Annotated in this window: 17 protein-coding genes; 9 read left to right on the plus strand and 8 right to left on the minus strand. The window is 65.6% G+C overall.

Translation table 11 applies throughout. From position 1 onward, the window contains the following. Positions 1 to 55 precede the first annotated feature (55 nt). A complete protein-coding gene (locus G452_RS19035) occupies positions 56 to 403 on the plus strand; it encodes an Hpt domain-containing protein (RefSeq protein ID WP_022662182.1) in 348 nt (115 codons plus the stop codon). Positions 404 to 481: 78 nt separating this feature from the next. On the opposite strand, the gene G452_RS0110320 is transcribed toward G452_RS19035, so the two are convergent. Further along, entirely contained in the window at positions 482 to 880 is a 399-nt protein-coding gene (locus G452_RS0110320; RefSeq protein ID WP_022662183.1) for a carboxymuconolactone decarboxylase family protein, read from the minus strand. Positions 881 to 985: 105 nt separating this feature from the next. Here G452_RS0110320 and G452_RS0110325 point away from each other — a divergent pair, with 105 nt between their 5' ends. Further along, positions 986 to 1,888 (plus strand): LysR family transcriptional regulator, encoded by a 903-nt coding sequence (locus tag G452_RS0110325; RefSeq protein WP_162141297.1) that lies wholly within the window; start codon positions 986 to 988, stop codon positions 1,886 to 1,888. Between the two features lie 80 nt (positions 1,889 to 1,968). Here G452_RS0110325 and G452_RS19040 read toward each other — a convergent pair whose 3' ends face one another. Next, positions 1,969 to 2,577 (minus strand): OmpH family outer membrane protein, encoded by a 609-nt coding sequence (locus G452_RS19040; protein ID WP_022662185.1) that lies wholly within the window; start codon positions 2,575 to 2,577, stop codon positions 1,969 to 1,971. Between the two features lie 23 nt (positions 2,578 to 2,600). Continuing rightward, positions 2,601 to 3,632: an FAD:protein FMN transferase gene (locus tag G452_RS0110335; RefSeq protein WP_022662186.1), complete on the minus strand. Its 1,032-nt coding sequence runs from the start codon at positions 3,630 to 3,632 to the stop codon at positions 2,601 to 2,603. A gap of 150 nt (positions 3,633 to 3,782) precedes the next feature. Here G452_RS0110335 and G452_RS19045 point away from each other — a divergent pair, with 150 nt between their 5' ends. Next, positions 3,783 to 4,862: an OmpA family protein gene (locus tag G452_RS19045; RefSeq protein ID WP_022662187.1), complete on the plus strand. Its 1,080-nt coding sequence runs from the start codon at positions 3,783 to 3,785 to the stop codon at positions 4,860 to 4,862. Positions 4,863 to 4,957: 95 nt separating this feature from the next. Here G452_RS19045 and G452_RS19050 read toward each other — a convergent pair whose 3' ends face one another. Next, on the minus strand, positions 4,958 to 6,664 hold the full coding sequence (locus G452_RS19050) for a glycosyltransferase (RefSeq protein WP_022662188.1): 1,707 nt from the start codon (positions 6,662 to 6,664) through the stop codon (positions 4,958 to 4,960). Positions 6,665 to 7,036: 372 nt separating this feature from the next. Between G452_RS19050 and G452_RS0110350 the strand changes: the two genes are divergently transcribed. The 6 genes from G452_RS0110350 to G452_RS19055 all read left to right on the plus strand — a co-directional run bounded on the left by G452_RS0110350 (position 7,037) and on the right by G452_RS19055 (position 12,734). Further along, on the plus strand, positions 7,037 to 7,252 hold the full coding sequence (locus G452_RS0110350; RefSeq protein ID WP_022662189.1) for a flagellar biosynthesis anti-sigma factor FlgM: 216 nt from the start codon (positions 7,037 to 7,039) through the stop codon (positions 7,250 to 7,252). Between the two features lie 311 nt (positions 7,253 to 7,563). Further along, the gene (locus G452_RS0110355) at positions 7,564 to 8,766 is read left to right on the plus strand and encodes a PhoH family protein (RefSeq protein ID WP_022662190.1); all 1,203 of its coding nucleotides are present in this window, start codon (positions 7,564 to 7,566) and stop codon (positions 8,764 to 8,766) included. A gap of 155 nt (positions 8,767 to 8,921) precedes the next feature. Continuing rightward, entirely contained in the window at positions 8,922 to 9,338 is a 417-nt protein-coding gene (locus tag G452_RS0110360; protein WP_022662191.1) for a hypothetical protein, read from the plus strand. A gap of 24 nt (positions 9,339 to 9,362) precedes the next feature. Then, on the plus strand, positions 9,363 to 9,512 hold the full coding sequence (locus G452_RS21735) for a DUF5989 family protein (RefSeq protein WP_022662192.1): 150 nt from the start codon (positions 9,363 to 9,365) through the stop codon (positions 9,510 to 9,512). A gap of 23 nt (positions 9,513 to 9,535) precedes the next feature. Then, positions 9,536 to 11,395, plus strand: coding sequence for a carbamoyltransferase family protein (locus tag G452_RS0110370; RefSeq protein ID WP_022662193.1), 1,860 nt, complete (start codon positions 9,536 to 9,538; stop codon positions 11,393 to 11,395). Positions 11,396 to 11,693: 298 nt separating this feature from the next. Continuing rightward, positions 11,694 to 12,734, plus strand: a complete 1,041-nt coding sequence (locus tag G452_RS19055) for a GGDEF domain-containing protein (protein WP_022662194.1) — start codon at positions 11,694 to 11,696, stop codon at positions 12,732 to 12,734. Positions 12,735 to 12,885: 151 nt separating this feature from the next. On the opposite strand, the gene G452_RS21740 is transcribed toward G452_RS19055, so the two are convergent. The 4 genes from G452_RS21740 to G452_RS0110395 form a co-directional block, all read right to left on the minus strand. After that, the gene (locus G452_RS21740; RefSeq protein WP_169428210.1) at positions 12,886 to 13,044 is read right to left on the minus strand and encodes a hypothetical protein; all 159 of its coding nucleotides are present in this window, start codon (positions 13,042 to 13,044) and stop codon (positions 12,886 to 12,888) included. 107 nt (positions 13,045 to 13,151) lie between these two features. Next, the gene (locus G452_RS0110385; RefSeq protein WP_022662195.1) at positions 13,152 to 13,415 is read right to left on the minus strand and encodes an RNA recognition motif domain-containing protein; all 264 of its coding nucleotides are present in this window, start codon (positions 13,413 to 13,415) and stop codon (positions 13,152 to 13,154) included. Between the two features lie 374 nt (positions 13,416 to 13,789). Further along, positions 13,790 to 15,274 carry a DNA recombination protein RmuC gene (gene rmuC / locus G452_RS19060; protein WP_022662196.1) on the minus strand — a complete coding sequence of 495 codons (1,485 nt, stop codon included), beginning with the start codon at positions 15,272 to 15,274 and terminating at the stop codon, positions 13,790 to 13,792. Positions 15,275 to 15,348: 74 nt separating this feature from the next. Continuing rightward, positions 15,349 to 18,045: a bifunctional acetate--CoA ligase family protein/GNAT family N-acetyltransferase gene (locus G452_RS0110395; protein WP_022662197.1), complete on the minus strand. Its 2,697-nt coding sequence runs from the start codon at positions 18,043 to 18,045 to the stop codon at positions 15,349 to 15,351. Positions 18,046 to 18,114: the final 69 nt, after the last annotated feature.

Consider the following 18,114-nt stretch of genomic DNA (forward strand, 5'->3'; position numbering starts at 1 on the left):
GCCCAGCCTTCCGAAATGTAAGGAAAGGCAGACCAAGCCGGAAAGGATACGTGTAATGATGTCCGAAAGAATAGCATTCGACGCCGAACGTCTCATGGAAAGCCTGGACAACGACGAGGAACTCCTGGAGGAACTGCTCAGGGCCTATGTCGAGGACGCTCCCCTGCGCCTCGCGGCGCTGACGCGCGGCGTCGAGGAAGGAGACGCGGCAGCGGTGGTCACGGCGGCCCATTCCCTGAAGGGCATGACCGGAGTCATCCGCATCGCGGCCCTGGAACAGAAGGCCCTGGAACTGGAGATGGCCGGGAGAAGCGGAAACATCGCGAAAATCCGGGAGATTTTTCCGGCTTTCCGGGACGATCTCGAACGCGTCCTGAGCCAGGCCGGGGAGTATCTTCGCTAGGTCGGCCCCGCTTGAACCGGAAAGGCGACAGGCGCCGGAGACGTGAAAACGTTTCCGGCGCCTGTCGCGTTCAGGACGTCAGGATGCGGCGTACGCCGCTTTGCCGTCGCGCTCGGCAAAGACCGACGACACGGTGAAGAGGGCGTTCAGGGCCGCTGGAAATCCCGTGTAGACCGCCATGTGCAGGACGATTTCCAGGATCTCCTCCTGGGTGACGCCCACGTTCAGCGCCGCGTGCGTATGGACTGCGAGCTGCGGCTGGGCGTGGCCCAGGGCGATGAGCCCGCCGAGGGTGGCGATCTCCCTGGAGCGCATGTCCAGCCCCGGCCGGGAAAACACGTCGCCGAAGCCGAACTCCACCATCAGGCGGCCCATGTCCGGGAAGAGCTTTTCCAGGCGCTGGACCACGGCCTCGCCCGCTTCGCCGTCCAGGGCGATCAGTTGTTCCAATCCTTTTTCATACCGCTTCGAATGCATTCAGGCCTCCTTGGTTGACGTGATGGCTCATCTGACGGCAAGATCATCCATGCGTCCAATGTCTTGTTTGTTTCATGTTGATGCAAAAAAAGTATGATTATGGAATTGAGACAACTTAGATACTTCCTGGCCGTTGCCGAGGAGCTGCATTTTTCCCGCGCGGCCGAGCGGGAGCACGTGTCCCAGCCGCCGTTGTCCCGGCAGGTGGCCGCCCTGGAGGAGGAACTCGGCGCGCGTCTCCTGCTGCGCAGCAGCCGCCGGGTCGCATTGACTGCCGAGGGCGAGCGCGTCGCGGCGATGGCCAGGGAGATCTTCCGGGCCGTGGAGCGCGGGGTGGCGGACGTGTCGGCCATGGTCCGGGGCGCGGCCGGGCGGCTGCGCGTGGGCTTCATTCCCATGGCGGCGAGCACGCCGTTCCCGGAAGCCGTGGCGCGCTTTCGCGCGCGCAGGCCGCACGTGGAGCTGGCGATGGTCGAGGGCGATTCCAAGTCCCTGCGGGAAAAGCTGGCCCGCCGGGAGCTGGACGCCGCCCTGGTGCGCGGCTTCGGGAGCCCGGAGGGGTTTCGCGCCGCGGCGTTCCTGCGCGAGCCCTACGTGCTGGCCGTCGCGGCCGGACGGATCAAGGCCGGGGACGGAGGCGTTCCTTTCGAATCGCTGCGCGACCTGCCGCTGGTGCTGTATCCCCGGGAGGGAAATCCGGGCCTCTACGACAGCATGGCCGCGGCATTCGAGTCGCGGGGCATGACCATGCGCGTCGCGCAGGAGACCGCCAGCAAGCAGGCCGCCGTGGGACTGGTGGCGGCGGGGCTGGGCGTGGCGCTCGTTCCGGCGGGCATGCGCCGCTCCGCTCGCGTGGGGGTGGACTATCTGGACATTGCGGATTCGCCGCTGCCCGAGGTGGAGCTGGTCGTTTTGCGGCGAAGGGAGGAGATGGGCGCGGTCCTGCGGGAATTCTTGGCCGACATGGCCCACATGGCCGATGTCGCGGGGAGCGCGTCTCCGACCTGAGCCTTGTCTCCGGCGCTTGTCCGAAACAAAGAAACCCGCCGAAAGGCGGGTTTCTTTGTTCTTGCAGTGTCCGGGCTCGCCTATTCAGCGGGCTTGGCGGGCGCTTCGGGAGCGGCGCCTTCCGCGGCGGGCTGTTCGGCTTCCGGAGCGGGAGCGCTTTCAACGGCAGGCTGGTCGCCGGCGGCGGGAGCTTCTTCCACGGCGGGCTGTTCCGCTGCGGCCGGGGCTTCCAGGCCGGGATCAAGCGTGTCCAGGCGCTTGAGGATCTCGTCCGTGACGTCCAGGGAAGGATCGACGGCGGCCACGGTTTCCTTGAGCAGGAGCGCGTCGAGCTTCTTCTCGGTGCGATACTCCTCCATGATCCGCTTCAGTTCCTGGCCCAGGTAGCCGCCCAGGCGTTCCTGCTCGGCCTGCATGGAGCCCTGGAGGCGGCTCATGGTCTCGTTGAAGGCCTTGTCGTTCTCCTCGCTGGGAGATTCCTTGCGGGCCTTGTCCGCGGCCAGGGCCTCGGTCATCAGGCTGTTGTTCATTTCGCTGAGGTGGGTCTGGATGCGTTTGACCAGATCGCTTTCCTTCTGGACGCGGGTCATGTCCACCACGGCGATGCCGCCGCTTTTGGCGGATTCCTGATTGCAGCCCGCCAGCAGGGGCAGGATGAGAAGCGCGACGACAAGCACTTTGCGAAGCATTGATTTCTCCGTTTTGTTCAGGTTCAGGTAAGAGAGTTGTCCCAGCCGCGCGAAGCGAGACGGGAGCCTCGCGCCGTGAGCAGCAGGGCCTCGGTGCCGGGCAGGGAATCGATCAATTCGAGACCCTGGCGCGGCGGGGCAACGAACAGCGCCGTGGAAAGAGCGTCGGCGTCGGCGACGCGGCGCGCGCGGACCGTCGCGCTGGAAAGCAGCGCCGGCGAATGGCCGGAGCGCGGGTCGACTATGTGATTGCAGAGGCGGTTCTCGCCGAACCAGACCTCGTAGGCTCCGGAGGTGGCCACTGCGCCGTTGCGCATGCGGAACACGTCCGGGAATTCTCCCCCCTCGGGGTTTTGCACGGCCACGGCCCAGGGCCGCCCCAGGGCGCGTTCGCCCGAGGTGCGGATGTCCCCGCCCGCGTCCACCAGGTGGTTGACCGCGCCCAGGGCGAGCAGCGCTTCCGAGGCCAGATCCACGATGCGGCCCTTGGCGATGCCGTCCAGAGTCAGGCCCATGCCGCGTTTGCCCAGGCTCAGGCTGCGCGGCTCGATGTGCAGGGCGGCCATGTCCACCAGGGGCAGCAGTTCGCGGATTTCCTCCTGCGCAACGTGCACCTTGGGGTCGCGCGCCGCCGTGGCCGCGAAGAGATCCAGCACGGGCTTGACCGTGGGGTCGAAGGCGCCGCCGGTCAGGGAATGGAAGTCGCGGGCGTGTTCCAGCAGTCCGCCCAGCTCCGGGGGGCCGCCTTGCAGCGAGCCTTCGGCGTTGAGCACGGAAAGCGGAGAGGCCGCGTCGAAACGGTCGAACAACGGAATCAGGTCGCCCATGCGTTCAAAGGCGCGTCCAACGGCGTCCTCGGCAAAGCCGCGCGAGGAGTGCGCCACGGTCACGGTCACGAAGGTTCCCATGAGCGCACGCGTGCTGCTCACGCAGGGGGTGCCGTTGACCTGCTCGGCGGCAAACGCTGGGCGCGGCGCTGCTTTGGTGGCGGCGAAGAGGGCCAGAGCGGCCCCGGCCTTGAGGAAATCGCGTCGGCTGCTTCCGTTGCGATGCATGAAACCTCCTCTGGTTGAAGGCCAGTCAGCCTAAAGAATGCGGGCAGCCTTGTCCAGATGCGGAAAGAATCATTCCGCGTTCATCCTCGTGGTTGACCTTGGGACCGTGCCCGTACATAATGAAAAATCGGCAAATCCAGGGAGGTTGCCATGAAAATGAAATATCCGGTTCCCGGCGCGGCCCTGCTCGTCCTGGCCGCCCTGTTGCTGTTCCCTGCCTTGTCCCAGGCGGAGGACATGATGGTCCGAAAGGCCGACAACGTGTTTTTCTGCGTGGATACGTCCGGCTCCATGATGTCCGACTACCACGGAACAAAGAAGACCGACCTTTCGAGCGCCCGCGAGCTGCTCCAGCGCATGACCGGCGTCATGCCGGACCTGGGCTACAAGACCGCGCTGTACCGCTTCGCGCCGTATCAGGAACTGCGGCCCCTGGCCCTGCACGACCAGGCCGCGTTCATGGAGGCCTCCGCGAAGCTGCCGTACGATGTTCCGGTCTTCGGCAACCGCACGCCCCTGGGCGACGGATTGTTCGACCTGGCCTGGCCCATTTCGGCCGTGCCCGGTCCCTCCGCCGTGATCCTCTTCACGGACGGCGGCCAGAACGAAGGCCCGCTGCCCCAGCCCATTGCCGAGCAGCTCTACGCCAATTACGACATCTGCCTGCATATCGTCAGCTTCGCGAACACGCCTTCGGAGCAGGCCCAGGTGGACCGTCTGGCCGCGCTGAACCACTGCACGGTGATGGCCTCCGGCGAGGATCTGCTCAACGACCCGGCCAAGCTGGAAGCCTTTGTGCGCGACGCCCTCTGGGAGATGAAGCCCGCGCCCGCACTGCCCGCACCCGCGCCCGCGCCCAAGCGCGAGTTCCATACCGTGCGCATGGACCTCTATCTCGAGTTCGACACGAACAAGTCGGAGATCCGTCCGGAATTCCACGACGAAATCGCCAAGCTGGGCGACCTGATGAACCGCTATCCCGAAACCACGGCCATGATCGTGGGCTATGCGGACGCGGTGGGTTCCTACGTCTCCAACATCCACCTCTCCGGCGACCGCGCCGCAGCCGTGCGCGAGTATCTCTCGCAGCAGTTCGGCATCGCGCCGAGCCGTTTGCAGTCCGTGGGCTACGGCGAGAACTTCCCCCTGGGCGACAACTCCTCGGAAACGGGCCGCCAGCGCAATCGGCGCGTCACGGTATTCGTGACGGGGTGGTTCGTGGAGCAGTAGCCCGCAGCCGCAGCTATAAGACGCATTCAACGAAAAGCGCGCTCCGGATTCGATCCTGGGCGCGCTTTTTCATGGTCCTGCGTTCCGGGGAGGGCTTACGATTCCAGCAGCCGCCGAATCCGGCCCGAAGGATCGCGTCCGGCAAGGGCCGAAAGCAGCCGGGCCTCGGCTCCCTGGGCGCGCGCCAGCTTCAACGCCAGTTGCAGCTCCTCGCGTCCGGCCTCGATGCGGAAGGCGCGCAGATTGACCAGTCCGGCCTCCAGGCCCAGCCGCCAATCCTCGCGGCGATGCAGCGTCAGGGTCGAGAGAAGTCCCAGACGGGCGTGCTCCTGACCGGGCAGGGAGGCGAACAGGGCGTCAGTCTGGCGCACGAGGTCCAGGTCCGCGGGTGCCTCCAACAGCGCCAGGGCCAGGCAGTCCGCAGCCGAGGAGGGCACGTGCCGCTGCTCATGGAAGACGAAGCCCGCGTTCACGGCCACTCCGGCCTTGCGCAGCGCTCCGGCCCAAAGCCGCACCAGGTTCGCCCCTGCATCCGTCTCGGCCGGGCGGTGCGTGCGGCCGTTGCGCATCTGTCCCTGCGCGTGGCGCAGCCAGAAGGCCCTGGCGTAGTCCGGCAGTCCGGCGCTGCGCGCGGCCAGGCTGGCGGCGGCGTTGACCTCCAGGCTGGCCGCGTGGACGCCCTGGGCCAGCAGGCCGTGCAGTTCCGCGGCCAGGTCGTCCTGTTTTCCTTCTTCCGCCAGCAGGCGCAGGCGCAGGGCGCAGCAGGCGGGCTCGGCTTCGTTGCGGCGCAGCGCGGCCAGAATCGGCTCCAGGTCCGCGTCCAGGCGTCCTGCCCGGCGCAGTTGCGCGGCGGCCGCCGCGAGCCAGGCGTCGGCCTCCCTCCCTTTGGCCGCCACGAGCGGAGCGTCCCGCAGCGCGCGGACCAGGGTCGCGGCCCTGTGTTCGGGCTGATGCTCGGCGCGAAGCCGTTCCCATCCGGCGCGGGCCACGGCCGTGGCCTGCCGCTCGTGGGCAAGATAAAAATCCAGGAGTTCGAGAAGTTCCAGGGCGTCGCCGTAGCAGAGCGTTTCCCTGCCGGGTTCGAAAAGCTCGTCCTGTTCCGGGCCGAGGTTCTGGCCTGCCACGAGGCAGCCGAACCGCGCGGCCTCGAAAAGCCGGAAATTGACCTCGCCGAGGATGGATTCGTTGGGCACGATGCGGGTCTGGGCATAGAGTCGGGCCATTCCCGCGGGATCAAGATCCTGGGCGTGGACGAAGTCCGGGCCGAAGCGCTCCTTCAGGATGTGCACGAAGCGCATCCGGGCCGGGCGTTCCGGGGTCACGCGGCCCACGAAGGCCAGCGGGGTTTCGCGTTCCGCCCAGGGGTGCCATTCTCCGGCCCGCGCGTACCAGGGCAGGCGGACGACGTTCGGGGCGCCATGGCGGGCGAGATCGGGCAGCCAGCGCCGCTGCGTCGAGAAAACCACGTCGAAGAGCCGGGAATAGCAGGACTGCCAGAAGGCGTTCAGGTGCGGGTCCACGGCCCAGAACGCCTTGATGCAGTCCAGTTCGCCCAGGCCCGCGAGCAGCACGCGGGGCAGCAGGATTTCCTGCTGGAGAATGGCGTCGGGCTGAAAGCCGGCCTGATCGAGCAGGGCGGGCAGGTGCGGGCTCGCGCCCGGCAACGGCGCGAGGTGCAGCACCTCGTGGCCCTGATCCGCCAGGGCGCTGCGGATGGCCGGGGAAACGCTCACGCAGCAGATGCGCAGCGGCTCGGCAACGGGGTCGGCCCGCCGGTCGTCCTGGGTCGGGTTTTCGGACATGCTTCCGTGTATAGCCGCTGCGGCGGGCGCGGGCAATGCGCAAGAAAAGGCCGGGCGAACAGAGCGGCGGCGAATCGCGAAATTGTCCGGAACCCGTCGGCGCCGGAAAGCGAACAATAGCGGGACCATGGCTTTGCTTCAAAGACAAGATACTGATTTTCAAGATAAAGAAAAAAAGGGGGCGAACCTAATCTCCCCCCCCTCGCGGCCGATAAGAAGACCACGGCGGTTTCCCTTTGCAGGAAATCGCCACGGGCGGGCCGAGACCATCCGCCTGCGCGGAGCGATACGGATGTCGCTTCGGATCCCAGGGAAGGGGCCCCTGGGGGGAGGGTATCCCCCCTTCAGGGCAACGCGTTACGGAGGGGCAGAATGCACGATTGGATCGACCTGGACGCGCACCGCCGCGCCCGGCAGGACGAAATAGACGCGGCCAAGTGGCAGCGCGGCCGCGAATCCGGGCAGGAGAATCTCCGGCGCGAGGACAAGCTCCGCCGTCTCAAGGAAGAGATTCGCGCCGGAACCTACAAGGCGGACATCAAGGACATCGCCATGCAGCTGGCCGCAGCCATGGATCCGATGAGCTGAAAAGCCTTTCTTGCGATTTGCGATAGCTTTCCGATAATCCGCAGCGTTCGCAGCGGAAAAAAACACCCGTCCAACCAGCCGCCGATGCGGACGAAGCCAGGAAGAGCGAGCCTTTTCCGGTTCTCGTCACCTGCTTTTAACTTTCCCGGCAACCCGCTTTCATGCTACGTCTAGAGCAACTTTAGAACTTCTTTCAAGGGGGAAGGCCGCTTGAAATACTTTGTCTAGACTCTTGGCGAGGTCCGGCCCCGTGATTTCCGCGCGCATGCTTCGCTCGAAGCAGCCGACACTTTACAACGGAGCGGTAAGACATGGCTGAAAAGCGATTCGTCCTCGATACCAACGTCCTGATCGAGAACCCCAAGTGCATCGCCGCGCTGCGCAATGGTCAGGAAAACAAGATCCACGTCCCGTACACCGTCCTCTCCGAACTCGATCGCCTCAAGAAAGACGCCCGCATCGGGCATGTTGTCAGCCAGGCCGTGCAGACCCTGCTGCGCGACGAGCTGGTCCGGGTCATGGATCCTGTTTTCGCGAAGGATCTGCACGACGAGTGCTTTGACGACAGGATCCTCAAGGAGGTGGGCAACGCCGAGAAGAGCGGCGAGCTGTCCGAGCCCATCCTGATCACCAACGACCGCATCCTCCAGCTCAAGGCCAAGGTCTACGGAATCGCGTGCGAGGGGTACCGCGATTCCGATCCTTTCCGGTCCGAATCGCAGCGCTATACGGGCTTTCTTGAAGAAGGGGACGACCCCGTGGCCAACAGCTTCGTCTGGGAGGCGGGCACCCCCGTGTTCCACGGCCCGGACGGCCCCCGGCCCGTGACCTGGCAGAACGAGGTCTGGGGCGTGCGGCCGCGCAGCGTCTACCAGAACCTCGCCCTGGAGCTGCTGCTGCACCCGGACATCGACCTCGTCTCCATCCAGTCCGAGGCGGGCTACGGCAAGACCTTCCTGGCCCTGGCCGCGGCCCTGTTCCTGACGCTGGAGAAGAAGGACAATCCCTACCGCAAGATCTACCTGGTCAAGCCCGTGGTGGAAATCGGCTCCAAGCTGGGCTACCTGCCCGGCGACGTGGAAGAGAAGATGCTGCCCTACGTGCGCTACGTGCACGACCTGCTGCTCAAGCTCCACGACCTTCGCCCGGCCAACCGCGTCTTCCTGGACCCGGCCTCGGAAAACCTGCGCCTGAACCCCAAGCGCTTCGAGGTCCAGCCCATCGCCTTCATCCGGGGCATGAACATCGAGAACGCCGTGGTCATCATCGACGAGATGCAGAACCTCTCGCGCGGGGAAACGCGCGCCCTGCTCACGCGCATGGGCGAGGGGGTCAAGTGCATCTGCCTGGGCGACACCCGCCAGGTGGACCACCCCTACCTGAACGAATCCAACAACGGCCTGAACTGGGTGGTCAAGAAGCTCAAGGGCTTCCGGAACTACGCCCACATCGTGCTCAAGGGCGAGCGCTCGCGCGGGCCCATCACGGACATGGTGCTCAAGAGCAAGCTCTAGCGCGTCAAAAGCATCGCACAGCCCCTGGATGTCGGAGCAAATCCGCATCCAGGGGCCGCCGCTGGCGCCGCCGGGGATTGGCCTTGTATTTTTCGGCGTATTCTGGCAAGCAGGGCTGGTCGTTACAGAACCTGCCCAAGCGAGCGCAAGCAATCATGATAGACAGCAAATCCCACGGCGGAGGGGGCATTTTCCCCACCTCCATCAGCCGCACGCAATGCCGCGACACCGGCATGGCCATGACCCTGATCGCCCTGATCGCGGCCGCGGCCACGCACCAACCCGTCTGGACATACGCGGCCATCGGAGCCCTCGTGGTCACCATGACCGTTCCCGCGGCCTTCAAGCCGCTGGGCTACCTCTGGTTCGGCCTGTCCGGGCTCATGGGCGCGGTGGTTTCCCGGGTTCTGCTCACCGTGCTCTTTTTCGTGCTGGTCACGCCCGTGGGGCTCTGGCGGCGCGCCATGGGCAAGGACACGCTGCGGCTGCGCCAGTGGAAAAACGGCAAGGGTTCGGTCTTTGTCGCCCGCGACCACACCTACGCCCCCCAGGACGTGGAACAACCTTTCTAAAATCGGAATCAACGGAGTCTCGATATGGATTTCATTCGTGATCTCTGGGCCTTCCTCAAGGTCCGCAAGAAGTTCTGGCTGCTGCCGATCCTGCTTACGCTGCTGCTCTTCGGCGCACTGATCGTTTTTGCGGGCGGTTCGGCCATCGGTCCGTTCATCTACACCATCTTCTAGCAACCTCTTCAGGGAGCGACGCCATGTCCGAGGCGATTCTCGGCCTCTCGGCATATTACCACGATTCCGCGGCGGTCCTGCTGGTGGATGGCCGCATCGTGGCCGCCGCCCAGGAGGAGCGCTTCACGCGCAAGAAGCACGACCCGGACTTTCCGGCCAAGGCCGCGGCCTATGTGCTCAAGGAGGGCGGACTCTCCCTCGGCGACATCGACGCGGTGGCCTTCTACGACAAGCCCTACCTCAAGTTCGAGCGGCTCATGGAAACCTACCACGGTTTCGCGCCGCGCGGGCTGACGAGCTTCCTGTCGGCCATTCCGGTCTGGATCCGCGAGAAGCTCTTCATGCGCAAGATGCTCCACGAGGAGCTGGCCAAGCTCGGCAAGAGCCGGCCGCGCATCCTCTTCCCGGAGCACCACCTCTCCCACGCGGCCAGCGCCTTCTACCCCTCGCCCTTTGACGAGGCCGCCATCCTGACCGTGGACGGCGTGGGCGAATGGGCCACCACGACCATCAGCACCGGGCGCGGCAAGGACATCACCGTCCACCGCGAGCTGCACTTCCCGCACTCCCTGGGCCTGCTCTATTCGGCCTTCACCGCGTTTTGCGGCTTCAAGGTCAACAGCGGCGAGTACAAGCTCATGGGCCTCGCGCCCTACGGCAACCCCTCGGCCCCGCGCGTGGAGGAATGGAAGGCCCGCATCCTGGACGAGCTGGTGGACCTGCGCGAAGACGGATCCCTGCTGCTGAACATGGACTACTTCGACTACGCCACGGGCCTGACCATGTGCCGCAACGAGAAGTGGGCCGCGCTCTTCGGCATTCCCGCGCGCCGGCCAGAGAGCGAGATCGGCCAGGAATACATGGACATGGCCCTGGCCATCCAGCAGCTCACCGAGGACATCGTCTTCCGCCTGGCGGAAACCGCCCGCGAGCTGACCGGGTGCGAAAATCTCTGCATGGCCGGCGGCGTTGCGCTCAACTGCGTGGCCAACGGCAAGCTGCTGCGGCGCGGCACCTTCAAGGACATCTGGATTCAGCCCGCGGCGGGCGATGCGGGCGGCGCCCTGGGCGCGGCCTACGCGGCCCACCACATCTGGCGCGGACACGAGCGCCCCTCGCCGGAAGGCAAGGACGCCATGCGCGGCGCCTACCTGGGTCCGAACTTCGGACCGGAAGCCTGCCGCCGCGTGGGCATCAAGTTCAGCGCGCCCTACAGGGAATATGCGGACTTCGGAGAGCTTTGCTCCACCGTGGCCGGGCTCCTGGCCGAGGGCAACGCCATCGGCTGGTTCCAGGGCCGCATGGAGTACGGCCCGCGCGCCCTGGGCGGCCGGTCCATCCTGGGCGATCCGCGCCATCCGGAAATGCAGAAGAAGCTCAACCTCAAGATCAAATACCGCGAGGGCTTCCGGCCTTTTGCGCCGTCCGTGCTCGAGGAGTCCATCCCCGACTACTTCGACCTGGACCGCCCCTCGCCCTACATGCTCCTGGTAGCCCAGGTGGCGGACGGCCAGCTCAAGCCCCTGCCGGACGGCTACGACCAGATGGCCATGTACGACCGCCTCTACGTGCAGCGCTCGGACATCCCGGCCATCACCCACGTGGACAACTCCGCCCGCATCCAGAGCGTCAGCCGCGAGACCAATCCGCGCTACTGGGATCTGATCGAGACGTTCCGCAAGGAGCAGGGCTGCGGCGTGGTGGTCAATACCAGCTTCAACGTGCGCGGCGAGCCCATCGTCTGCACGCCGAAGGACGCCTATACCTGCTTCATGCGCACGGAGATGGACTATCTCGTGCTGGGCAACCTGCTCTTCAGCAAGAGCGAGCAGCCCGACTGGAACGAGCAGGGCGACTGGCGCGACCAGTTCGAACTGGATTAGAATCGGCCGGAGCGGTCTTGGCTCCGCTTCAAGAGCCCGGCTTCCTGGCGAGAGCGTCCAGGGAGCCGGGCTTTTTCGTCTGCTCCGCGCTCGACAAGGCGCGCCCGCTGTTCTGCTGCTCCCGCAATGCGGAAAAGCGAATCAGGCGGCGTGCCGCGCTTCGCAAGGGCGATGTTTCATGTTGCTGCGGGCCGAATCGGATTGTGTTTTGCGCGAGATGACAGTTGTACCCATGTGACGGGGTATGCTATTCGAAAGGCGGCCATCCTGCGTCTTTCGACCCGATCCTGGAGGCAGCATGCCGACTTCGCTGAAGAGCCGCGCCGAAGAATGGGACCGACTCATCGCCCGGCTGGACAAGGCCGGGGTTCCGCCGGACGTGCGCTGGCGCACGCTGATTCTCTACATGCGCAACGTGCGCGGGTTCTATTTTCTTTCCGAACGCCAGAAGAGCGAGATCCAGCAGCTCATCGTGGACACCCTCAAGGCGCGGGACTACACGGACAGGCACTACGAGGAAGTGGTCAAGCGGCAGGAGGAGATTCTGCTGGGGCCGCACAAGGAAAAGCTGCGCATGACCCTGGACGAGTCCGAGGGACTGCTGCGCGATTTTCGCGATCTGATGCTGCGCAAGAAGGGCGACGTGCAGGAGCTGGAGGTGCTCACGGTCGGGCTGGTGGAAAGCGAGAAAAGCCCCAAGGAGATGATTTCGGCCATGCGCAAGGCCTTTCACGAGGTGGTCCACGCCATGGAGACGGACATGGCCGACCTGACGCGCATCTCCATGACCGACGCCCTGACCCAGCTCTACAACCGGCGCGCCTTTGACGAGCACCTCTCTGCCTCGGCCGAGGCCTGCGTGCAGGCGGGGCAGCCCCTGTCCCTGATCATGATCGACATCGACCACTTCAAGCGCTTCAACGATACCTACGGCCACCGCATCGGCGACCAGGCCCTGCGCGTGGTGGCCAAGGTTCTGCTGCTGCATGGCGAGGAGGTCAACGGCAGGCCGGACGCGGGCAGGAAGGGGAGATATTTTCCGGCGCGGTACGGCGGCGAGGAGTTCGCGGTCGTGCTCAACCGCACCCCCCTGGAAGAGGCCGCCCAAATGGGCGAGACCATCCGTTCCCGCGTGGAGCATTACAATTTCACCATTCAGGACAACAGCGGCAACGTCCTGCACGAGGGCGTGCGCATCACGGTCAGCGTGGGCGTGGCCCGGCTCGACCCGGCCTGGAAGGGGGCCTGGGCCGAGAACCTTCTGGAACATGCGGACAAGCACCTGTATCAGGCCAAGGAAAGCGGCAGGAACAAGGTTTGCTGCGTGCTGGAGGAATGAGGTCGCTGCTGGCGCGGTGCGGCGGGGAATGCCCCGGAGGACGCTGCGCTGGGAGAGGGCTTCGGAAGGGCGGCTGGAGAAGGAAAGCGCGGCTCATCCGGTCGGCGTGTACGGGACCGGATGAACCCCGCTTCCGCGCTGTGCCGGACGGTCAGTCCGCGTCGACGCGTTCACTCGAATCCCCGGCCGGACCGTTCTCGTCCTGTTCCGTCTGGTTTTTCGACTGCTTGCGCTTGAGTTTCTTTTCTTTTTTCTTCTGCTTGGCCAGGTCTTTCTGGCGCTTCTCGAACTTGTAGTTGCGTTCGGGCAAGACTTCCTCCTGATTTTGCCGCGCCTTGCGGGCGCGGTTCGGAAAAGAAAGCGCCCGTCTCCCGAAAGAGACGGGCGCCGTGCCGGACTAAATCTGGCTCGCGAGAGCTACCAACGGGGGCGTTCTTCGCGGGGCTTGGCTTCGTTGACCTTGATGTTGCGGCCGCCGAAGTCCTTGCCGTCCAGGTTCTTGATGGCTTCAAGAGCGCCGGAATCGTCCATTTCCACGAAGCCGAAGCCACGCGGGCGGCCCGTCTCGCGGTCTTCGACCAGCTTGACGGAAGTCACTTCGCCAAAGGCTTCAAAGGCGGAGCGGACTTCGCTCTCAGTGGCGGACCAGGACAGGTTTCCGACGTACAATTTCTTAGACATTCAATAGTCTCCAGTAATAAAAGTGATGGAACTATGGTGCCCGTGCACCAATAAAAAAGGAGCAAGGTACAAGATGCGTACACTGCCCCTCGATTTACCTGTTTCGTTCAGACCAGCGCCGGCCAAACATTGGGGCCGCGCCTCCACGGGTGCCGCTGGTGTATGAGATGCCGACCCTTCGCTGTTTGCAGAATAAAGTCAAGCGATATAATTTTTTGCGGCTGGGAAATATGCTTCATTCGCAGACAATAACGTACGATATCATGTGCTAAGAGGGTGAAATAAAATAATCGCAATGTCGAAATAACATTCGAATTGCAATGTCCCGAACCTGCAATTCCGAAAATGGGGGCAGGCGGATCCGCGTCTTCCCGCTAGGACTCGTCCGCGTCCTGGGATCCGGAAGGGAGTTTGTTCGTCCGCATTTCCCTCGGAGCCGTGTCCTGGGGCGGAAGTTCCGGGATTTCCTCGCCGTCGGCCACTCCCAGGTCGTGGAGCCTGCGCGCCGAGCCGAGCACGCGCGACTCCAGCGAGCCCACGGCCTGATTGTACGCCTTGATCGTGGAGTCGAGCCGCTTGCCCATGGCGTCCATGTGGCCTGTGAACACGCGCAGCCGGTCGTACAGCTCCTTGCCGAGCTTTTTCACCTCCTGGGCGCTGCGGGCGATGGTTTCCTGCTGCCAGCCGTAGTGGACGGCCCGGAGCAGGGCGATGAGCGTGGTGGGCGAGGCCACGATGACCCCGCTGTCCACGCCGTCCTCGATGAGGCCCGGCTGGCAGCTCAGGGCCGCGCTATAAAACGCCTCCCCCGGAAGAAACATGAGCACGAATTCCGGGGCGGGGCTGAACTGCGCCCAGTAGCTTTTCTGGCCGAGCTGCTTCATGTGCGTGCGGACGTGCCCCGCGTGGCGCAGCAGGAGCTGCTTTCTGCGCTCCTCGTCCGGCTCGTCCGCCGCTTCCATGTAGGCTTCCAGGGGGGCCTTGGCGTCCACCACGATGTTCTTGCCGCCCGGCAGCTGCACGACCATGTCCGGCCGCAGCCTGCCGGAGTCGCCTTCGGCGTGGCGCTGTTCGTAGAAATCGCAGTGCGGGGTCATGCCTGCCAGCTCCACCACGCGGCGCAGCTGGATTTCGCCCCAGCGGCCACGGACCACGGGCTTGCTCAGGGCGTGGACCAGCTTTCCGGTCTCGTCCTTGAGCTTGTTCTGGGTCAGGGCCAGGCTGCGGACCTGTTCCGTGAGGCTGGAGTAGGCGGCGACGCGCTCCTTCTCCAGCGCGGAGAGCTTGCCGTCCACCTGCTTCAGGGATTCGGAAAGGGGCTGCACGAGCTGGCGGATGCCCTGGTGGCGCAGCTCCAGGTCGCTCTGGGCCGACTGCCGCAACTGGGCGAAGGACTCGCCCGCGAGCTGGAGAAAGGCCTTGTTGTTGTTTTGCAGCGTTTCGCCGGAAAGCGCCTTGAAGTCGCTCGCCAGATTCGCGCGCAGCTCGGAAAGCAGGGCGATTTTTTCCTCGGCGGCCTTGCGTTCCCCTTCCATGCGGGTTTCCAGCTCGGCCCGCGCGCGGGCGAGCTGCGCGGCCTCGGCGCGCAGCGCGCGCAGTTCCGTCTCCAGTTCGGGAATCCTGCCCGCCGTGGCCAGGGCCGAGGCGCGCTCCTCGGAAACGAAGCGCAGCTCCTCCCGGAGGGCGTCCAGTTCGGCGCAGACGTCGATGTACTGGGCTTGAAAGGTGCCTGCCTGCTCGGAGAGCCGTTCGCGCTCGTAGGCCCCCCTGCGCGAGCGCAGCAGGACGGCCAGCCCTCCGGCCAGGGCGATGGCGAACGTCAGCAGGGCGGCGAGGTAGCCGGGATGAAGCATGTCCATGTGGTCTCCGGGAAAGGATTGCGGTCGAGCCCGCGCGGCGGCGATGTCCGCGCGGGCTGCGGAGGTTCGGTCTGCTAGGCTCCGTGCAGGTCCAGCTCCATGTCCACGAGCTGGTTGTCTTCCGGGTCCGAAGTGATGGCGAAGCCGAACTTGCGCGCCAGGCCCTGCATGCCCTGGTTTTCGAGCATGGTCTGGCCCACGAGCTTGGCCGTGCCGCGTTCGCGCGTGTAGTCGATGGACTTCTTGAAGAGCATGGAGCCGAGGCCCTGGCCCTTGAGCGCGGAGCGGATCACGATGGCGAATTCCGCCTCGGAGTTGTCGGGCCGGGTGATGGTCCGGGATACGCCGAGGGTTTCGGGTTCGCCGTCCTCGCCCGTGCGCTGCGCGATGAAGGCCATTTCGCGGTCGTAGTCGATCTGGGTGAAGGCCGCGAGGTCTTTGTGGTCGAATTCGCGCCGGACCGCGCCGAAGAAGCGCAGGCGGAGATCGTCGTCCGAAAGGCTGGCCAAAAATTCCCGGTGCGCGGCCTCGTCCTCAGGGCGGATGGGCCGGATGGTGATCTTGGTCCCGTCCTTGAGCACGACGCACTCTTCCAGCTCGCGCGGATAGGGGCGGATGGCGAGGCGCTGCGCGCCGTCGCCCTCGTACGCGGCCACCTGGATGCGGGCCGTGAGCGCGAGCACGCCGAGGTCGTCGGCGTAGAGGGGGTTGATGTCCAGGGTGTGCACCTGGGGCAGGTCGATGAGCAGCTGGGAGACCTGGATCAGCGTCAGGCAGACGTCGTCCAGGTCCGTGGCCGCTGTGGTGGGCGTGCCCTTGAGCAGCCGCACGATGCGCGTGCGGGAGATCAGCTCCCGCGCAAGGCTCATGGACAGCGGCGGCAGGGCCACGGCCCGGTCCATGATGATCTCGCGCGACATGCCGCCGTGGCCGAAATAGATGGTCGGCCCGAACACGGGGTCCGTGTTGGCGGAGATGAACAATTCGTGGGCGCCGGGCCTGCGGCCCATCTTCTGCACGGTGAAGCCCTCGATGTAGGCGTCGGGCCGCTCGCGGCTGACGCGAGCCAGGATGTTGGCCGCGGCTTCCCAGACCTGTTCCGGGGTTTCCAGGTCGAGCAGCACGCCGCCCACGTCGTAGGGCTGGGGAATCTGCGGGGAGCGCAGCTTCACGGCCACGGGGTAGCCCAGCTCGTCCGCGGCGATGACCGAGTCGCGCGCGGAGACGGCCAGCCGCGTTTCCACAACGGGGATGCCGTAGGCCGCGAGAACCCGCTTGGCTTCCGGTTCGGTCAGGGTGTCGCGCCCGTCCGCCAGGACCGTCTCGATGACCTCGCGCGCGGCCATGGTGTCCGGGAAGAAGTCCGTGGGCAGCGAGTCCGGCGTTTCCATGAGCATTTCCTGGTTGCGCTGGAACTCGACCATGTAGAGATAGGCCCGGATGGCCTTGTCCGGGGTGTCGTAGGTGGGCACGCCCGCGTTGCGGAAGATCTCCCGCGCCTTTTCGGCCTTGCCCAGGCCGAGCCAGCAGGCGAAGACCATGCGCCGCACCCGTTTCAGCGAGTCGGCCAGGGCCTGGGCCACTTCCTCTTCCGGCAGGCCCGCAAAGGGCACGTGCATGGTCAGCACCGCGTCCACGCCCTTGTCCTTGAGCAGCGCGCGCACCAGCTCGGCGTATTCCTTGCCGGAGGCGTTGAAGGGGATGTCCACGGGATTGGTGCGCGACCATTTTCGGTCGATGATCTCGTCCACGGCGGTCTTGGTTTCGTCCGAGAGCCGCGCCAGCCTGCCGCCGCCCATGAGCAGGGCGTCCGCCGCGAGGATTCCGGCGGAAACGCCGTTGGTCACGATGGCCAGCCGGTCGCCGCGCACGGGCTTGATGTCGGCCAGGGTGCGCGCCGCGTCGAACAGTCCGTCGATGGTGTCCACGCGCAGCATGCCCGCGCGGCGAAAGGCCACGTCGTAGATCTCGTCCGAAAGGGTCATGCCCTCCAGGCCCGTGTCCGCGCATTCGCGCAGCACCGTCTCGAAGGCCTGGCCGGGCCGGATGACCAGCACGGGCTTGTTGCGCGAGGCGGCCCGCGCCGCGGACATGAACTCCCGCGCGTCGCAGACGCTCTCCACATAGAGCAGGATCGAGCGGGTCATCGGGTCGCTGGAAAGGTAGTCGAGCACGTCCGCGATGTTCACGTCGATGCGCGCGCCGAGCGCGACCAGATGGGAAAATCCGATGCCCTGGCCCCGCGCCCAGTCGAGCACCGCGGTGAAAAGGCTGTCCGACTGCGAGATGAACGCGGTCTTGCCCGGCTGGATCGTGGCGTGGGCCAGACTGGCGTTGAGGTTGATGCCCGGCGCCATGAAGCCCAGGCATTTGGGGCCGAGCACGCGCATGGCCGGGGTTTCCGCCGCCTCCAGAATTTCGTTCTTGAGCCGCAGGCGGTCGTCCGGGTCCATGCCCTGAAAGCTGCCGCCCAGGAGCATCACGGCGCGCGCGCCGATGGCCCGCAGCTGGGCCACCACGTCCGGAGCCTCCCGCACGGGACGGGCCACGATGGCCAGGTCCGGGGCCTTGGGCAGCTGGGCGATGCCGGGATAGGTGAGTACGCCCGCGATGGCCTCCGCGTCGGAGCTGACGGGCATGACCGGACCCATGAAGCCGCCGCCCATGATGTTGCGCATGACGATGTTGCCCGCGTTGGTCGGGTCGTTCGTCGCGCCGATCACGGCGATGGACTTGGGGTTGAAGAGATGTTCGAGATTGATGACGCTCATGGGGCTCCCCGTGGTTTTCCGGTTGCCCCTTGTGGGTAGCAGATTCGGAAGGGGATGGAAATTGGAATC

It is taken from the genome of Paucidesulfovibrio longus DSM 6739 (genome assembly GCF_000420485.1).
In the GTDB taxonomy this organism is placed as follows: Bacteria; Desulfobacterota; Desulfovibrionia; order Desulfovibrionales; family Desulfovibrionaceae; genus Paucidesulfovibrio; species Paucidesulfovibrio longus.

What these genes read in the sequence shown, in the direction of transcription:
- G452_RS19035 (WP_022662182.1), top strand. Translation starts at nt 56, where the DNA reads ATGATGTCCGAAAGAATAGCATTCGACGCCGAACGTCTCATGGAAAGC.
- G452_RS0110320 (WP_022662183.1), bottom strand. Translation starts at nt 880, where the DNA reads ATGCATTCGAAGCGGTATGAAAAAGGATTGGAACAACTGATCGCCCTG.
- G452_RS19040 (WP_022662185.1), bottom strand. Translation starts at nt 2,577, where the DNA reads ATGCTTCGCAAAGTGCTTGTCGTCGCGCTTCTCATCCTGCCCCTGCTG.
- G452_RS0110335 (WP_022662186.1), bottom strand. Translation starts at nt 3,632, where the DNA reads ATGCATCGCAACGGAAGCAGCCGACGCGATTTCCTCAAGGCCGGGGCC.
- G452_RS19045 (WP_022662187.1), top strand. Translation starts at nt 3,783, where the DNA reads ATGAAAATGAAATATCCGGTTCCCGGCGCGGCCCTGCTCGTCCTGGCC.
- G452_RS19050 (WP_022662188.1), bottom strand. Translation starts at nt 6,664, where the DNA reads ATGTCCGAAAACCCGACCCAGGACGACCGGCGGGCCGACCCCGTTGCC.
- G452_RS0110350 (WP_022662189.1), top strand. Translation starts at nt 7,037, where the DNA reads ATGCACGATTGGATCGACCTGGACGCGCACCGCCGCGCCCGGCAGGAC.
- G452_RS0110355 (WP_022662190.1), top strand. Translation starts at nt 7,564, where the DNA reads ATGGCTGAAAAGCGATTCGTCCTCGATACCAACGTCCTGATCGAGAAC.
- G452_RS0110360 (WP_022662191.1), top strand. Translation starts at nt 8,922, where the DNA reads ATGATAGACAGCAAATCCCACGGCGGAGGGGGCATTTTCCCCACCTCC.
- G452_RS21735 (WP_022662192.1), top strand. Translation starts at nt 9,363, where the DNA reads ATGGATTTCATTCGTGATCTCTGGGCCTTCCTCAAGGTCCGCAAGAAG.
- G452_RS0110370 (WP_022662193.1), top strand. Translation starts at nt 9,536, where the DNA reads ATGTCCGAGGCGATTCTCGGCCTCTCGGCATATTACCACGATTCCGCG.
- G452_RS19055 (WP_022662194.1), top strand. Translation starts at nt 11,694, where the DNA reads ATGCCGACTTCGCTGAAGAGCCGCGCCGAAGAATGGGACCGACTCATC.
- G452_RS0110385 (WP_022662195.1), bottom strand. Translation starts at nt 13,415, where the DNA reads ATGTCTAAGAAATTGTACGTCGGAAACCTGTCCTGGTCCGCCACTGAG.
- rmuC (WP_022662196.1), bottom strand. Translation starts at nt 15,274, where the DNA reads ATGGACATGCTTCATCCCGGCTACCTCGCCGCCCTGCTGACGTTCGCC.
- G452_RS0110395 (WP_022662197.1), bottom strand. Translation starts at nt 18,045, where the DNA reads ATGAGCGTCATCAATCTCGAACATCTCTTCAACCCCAAGTCCATCGCC.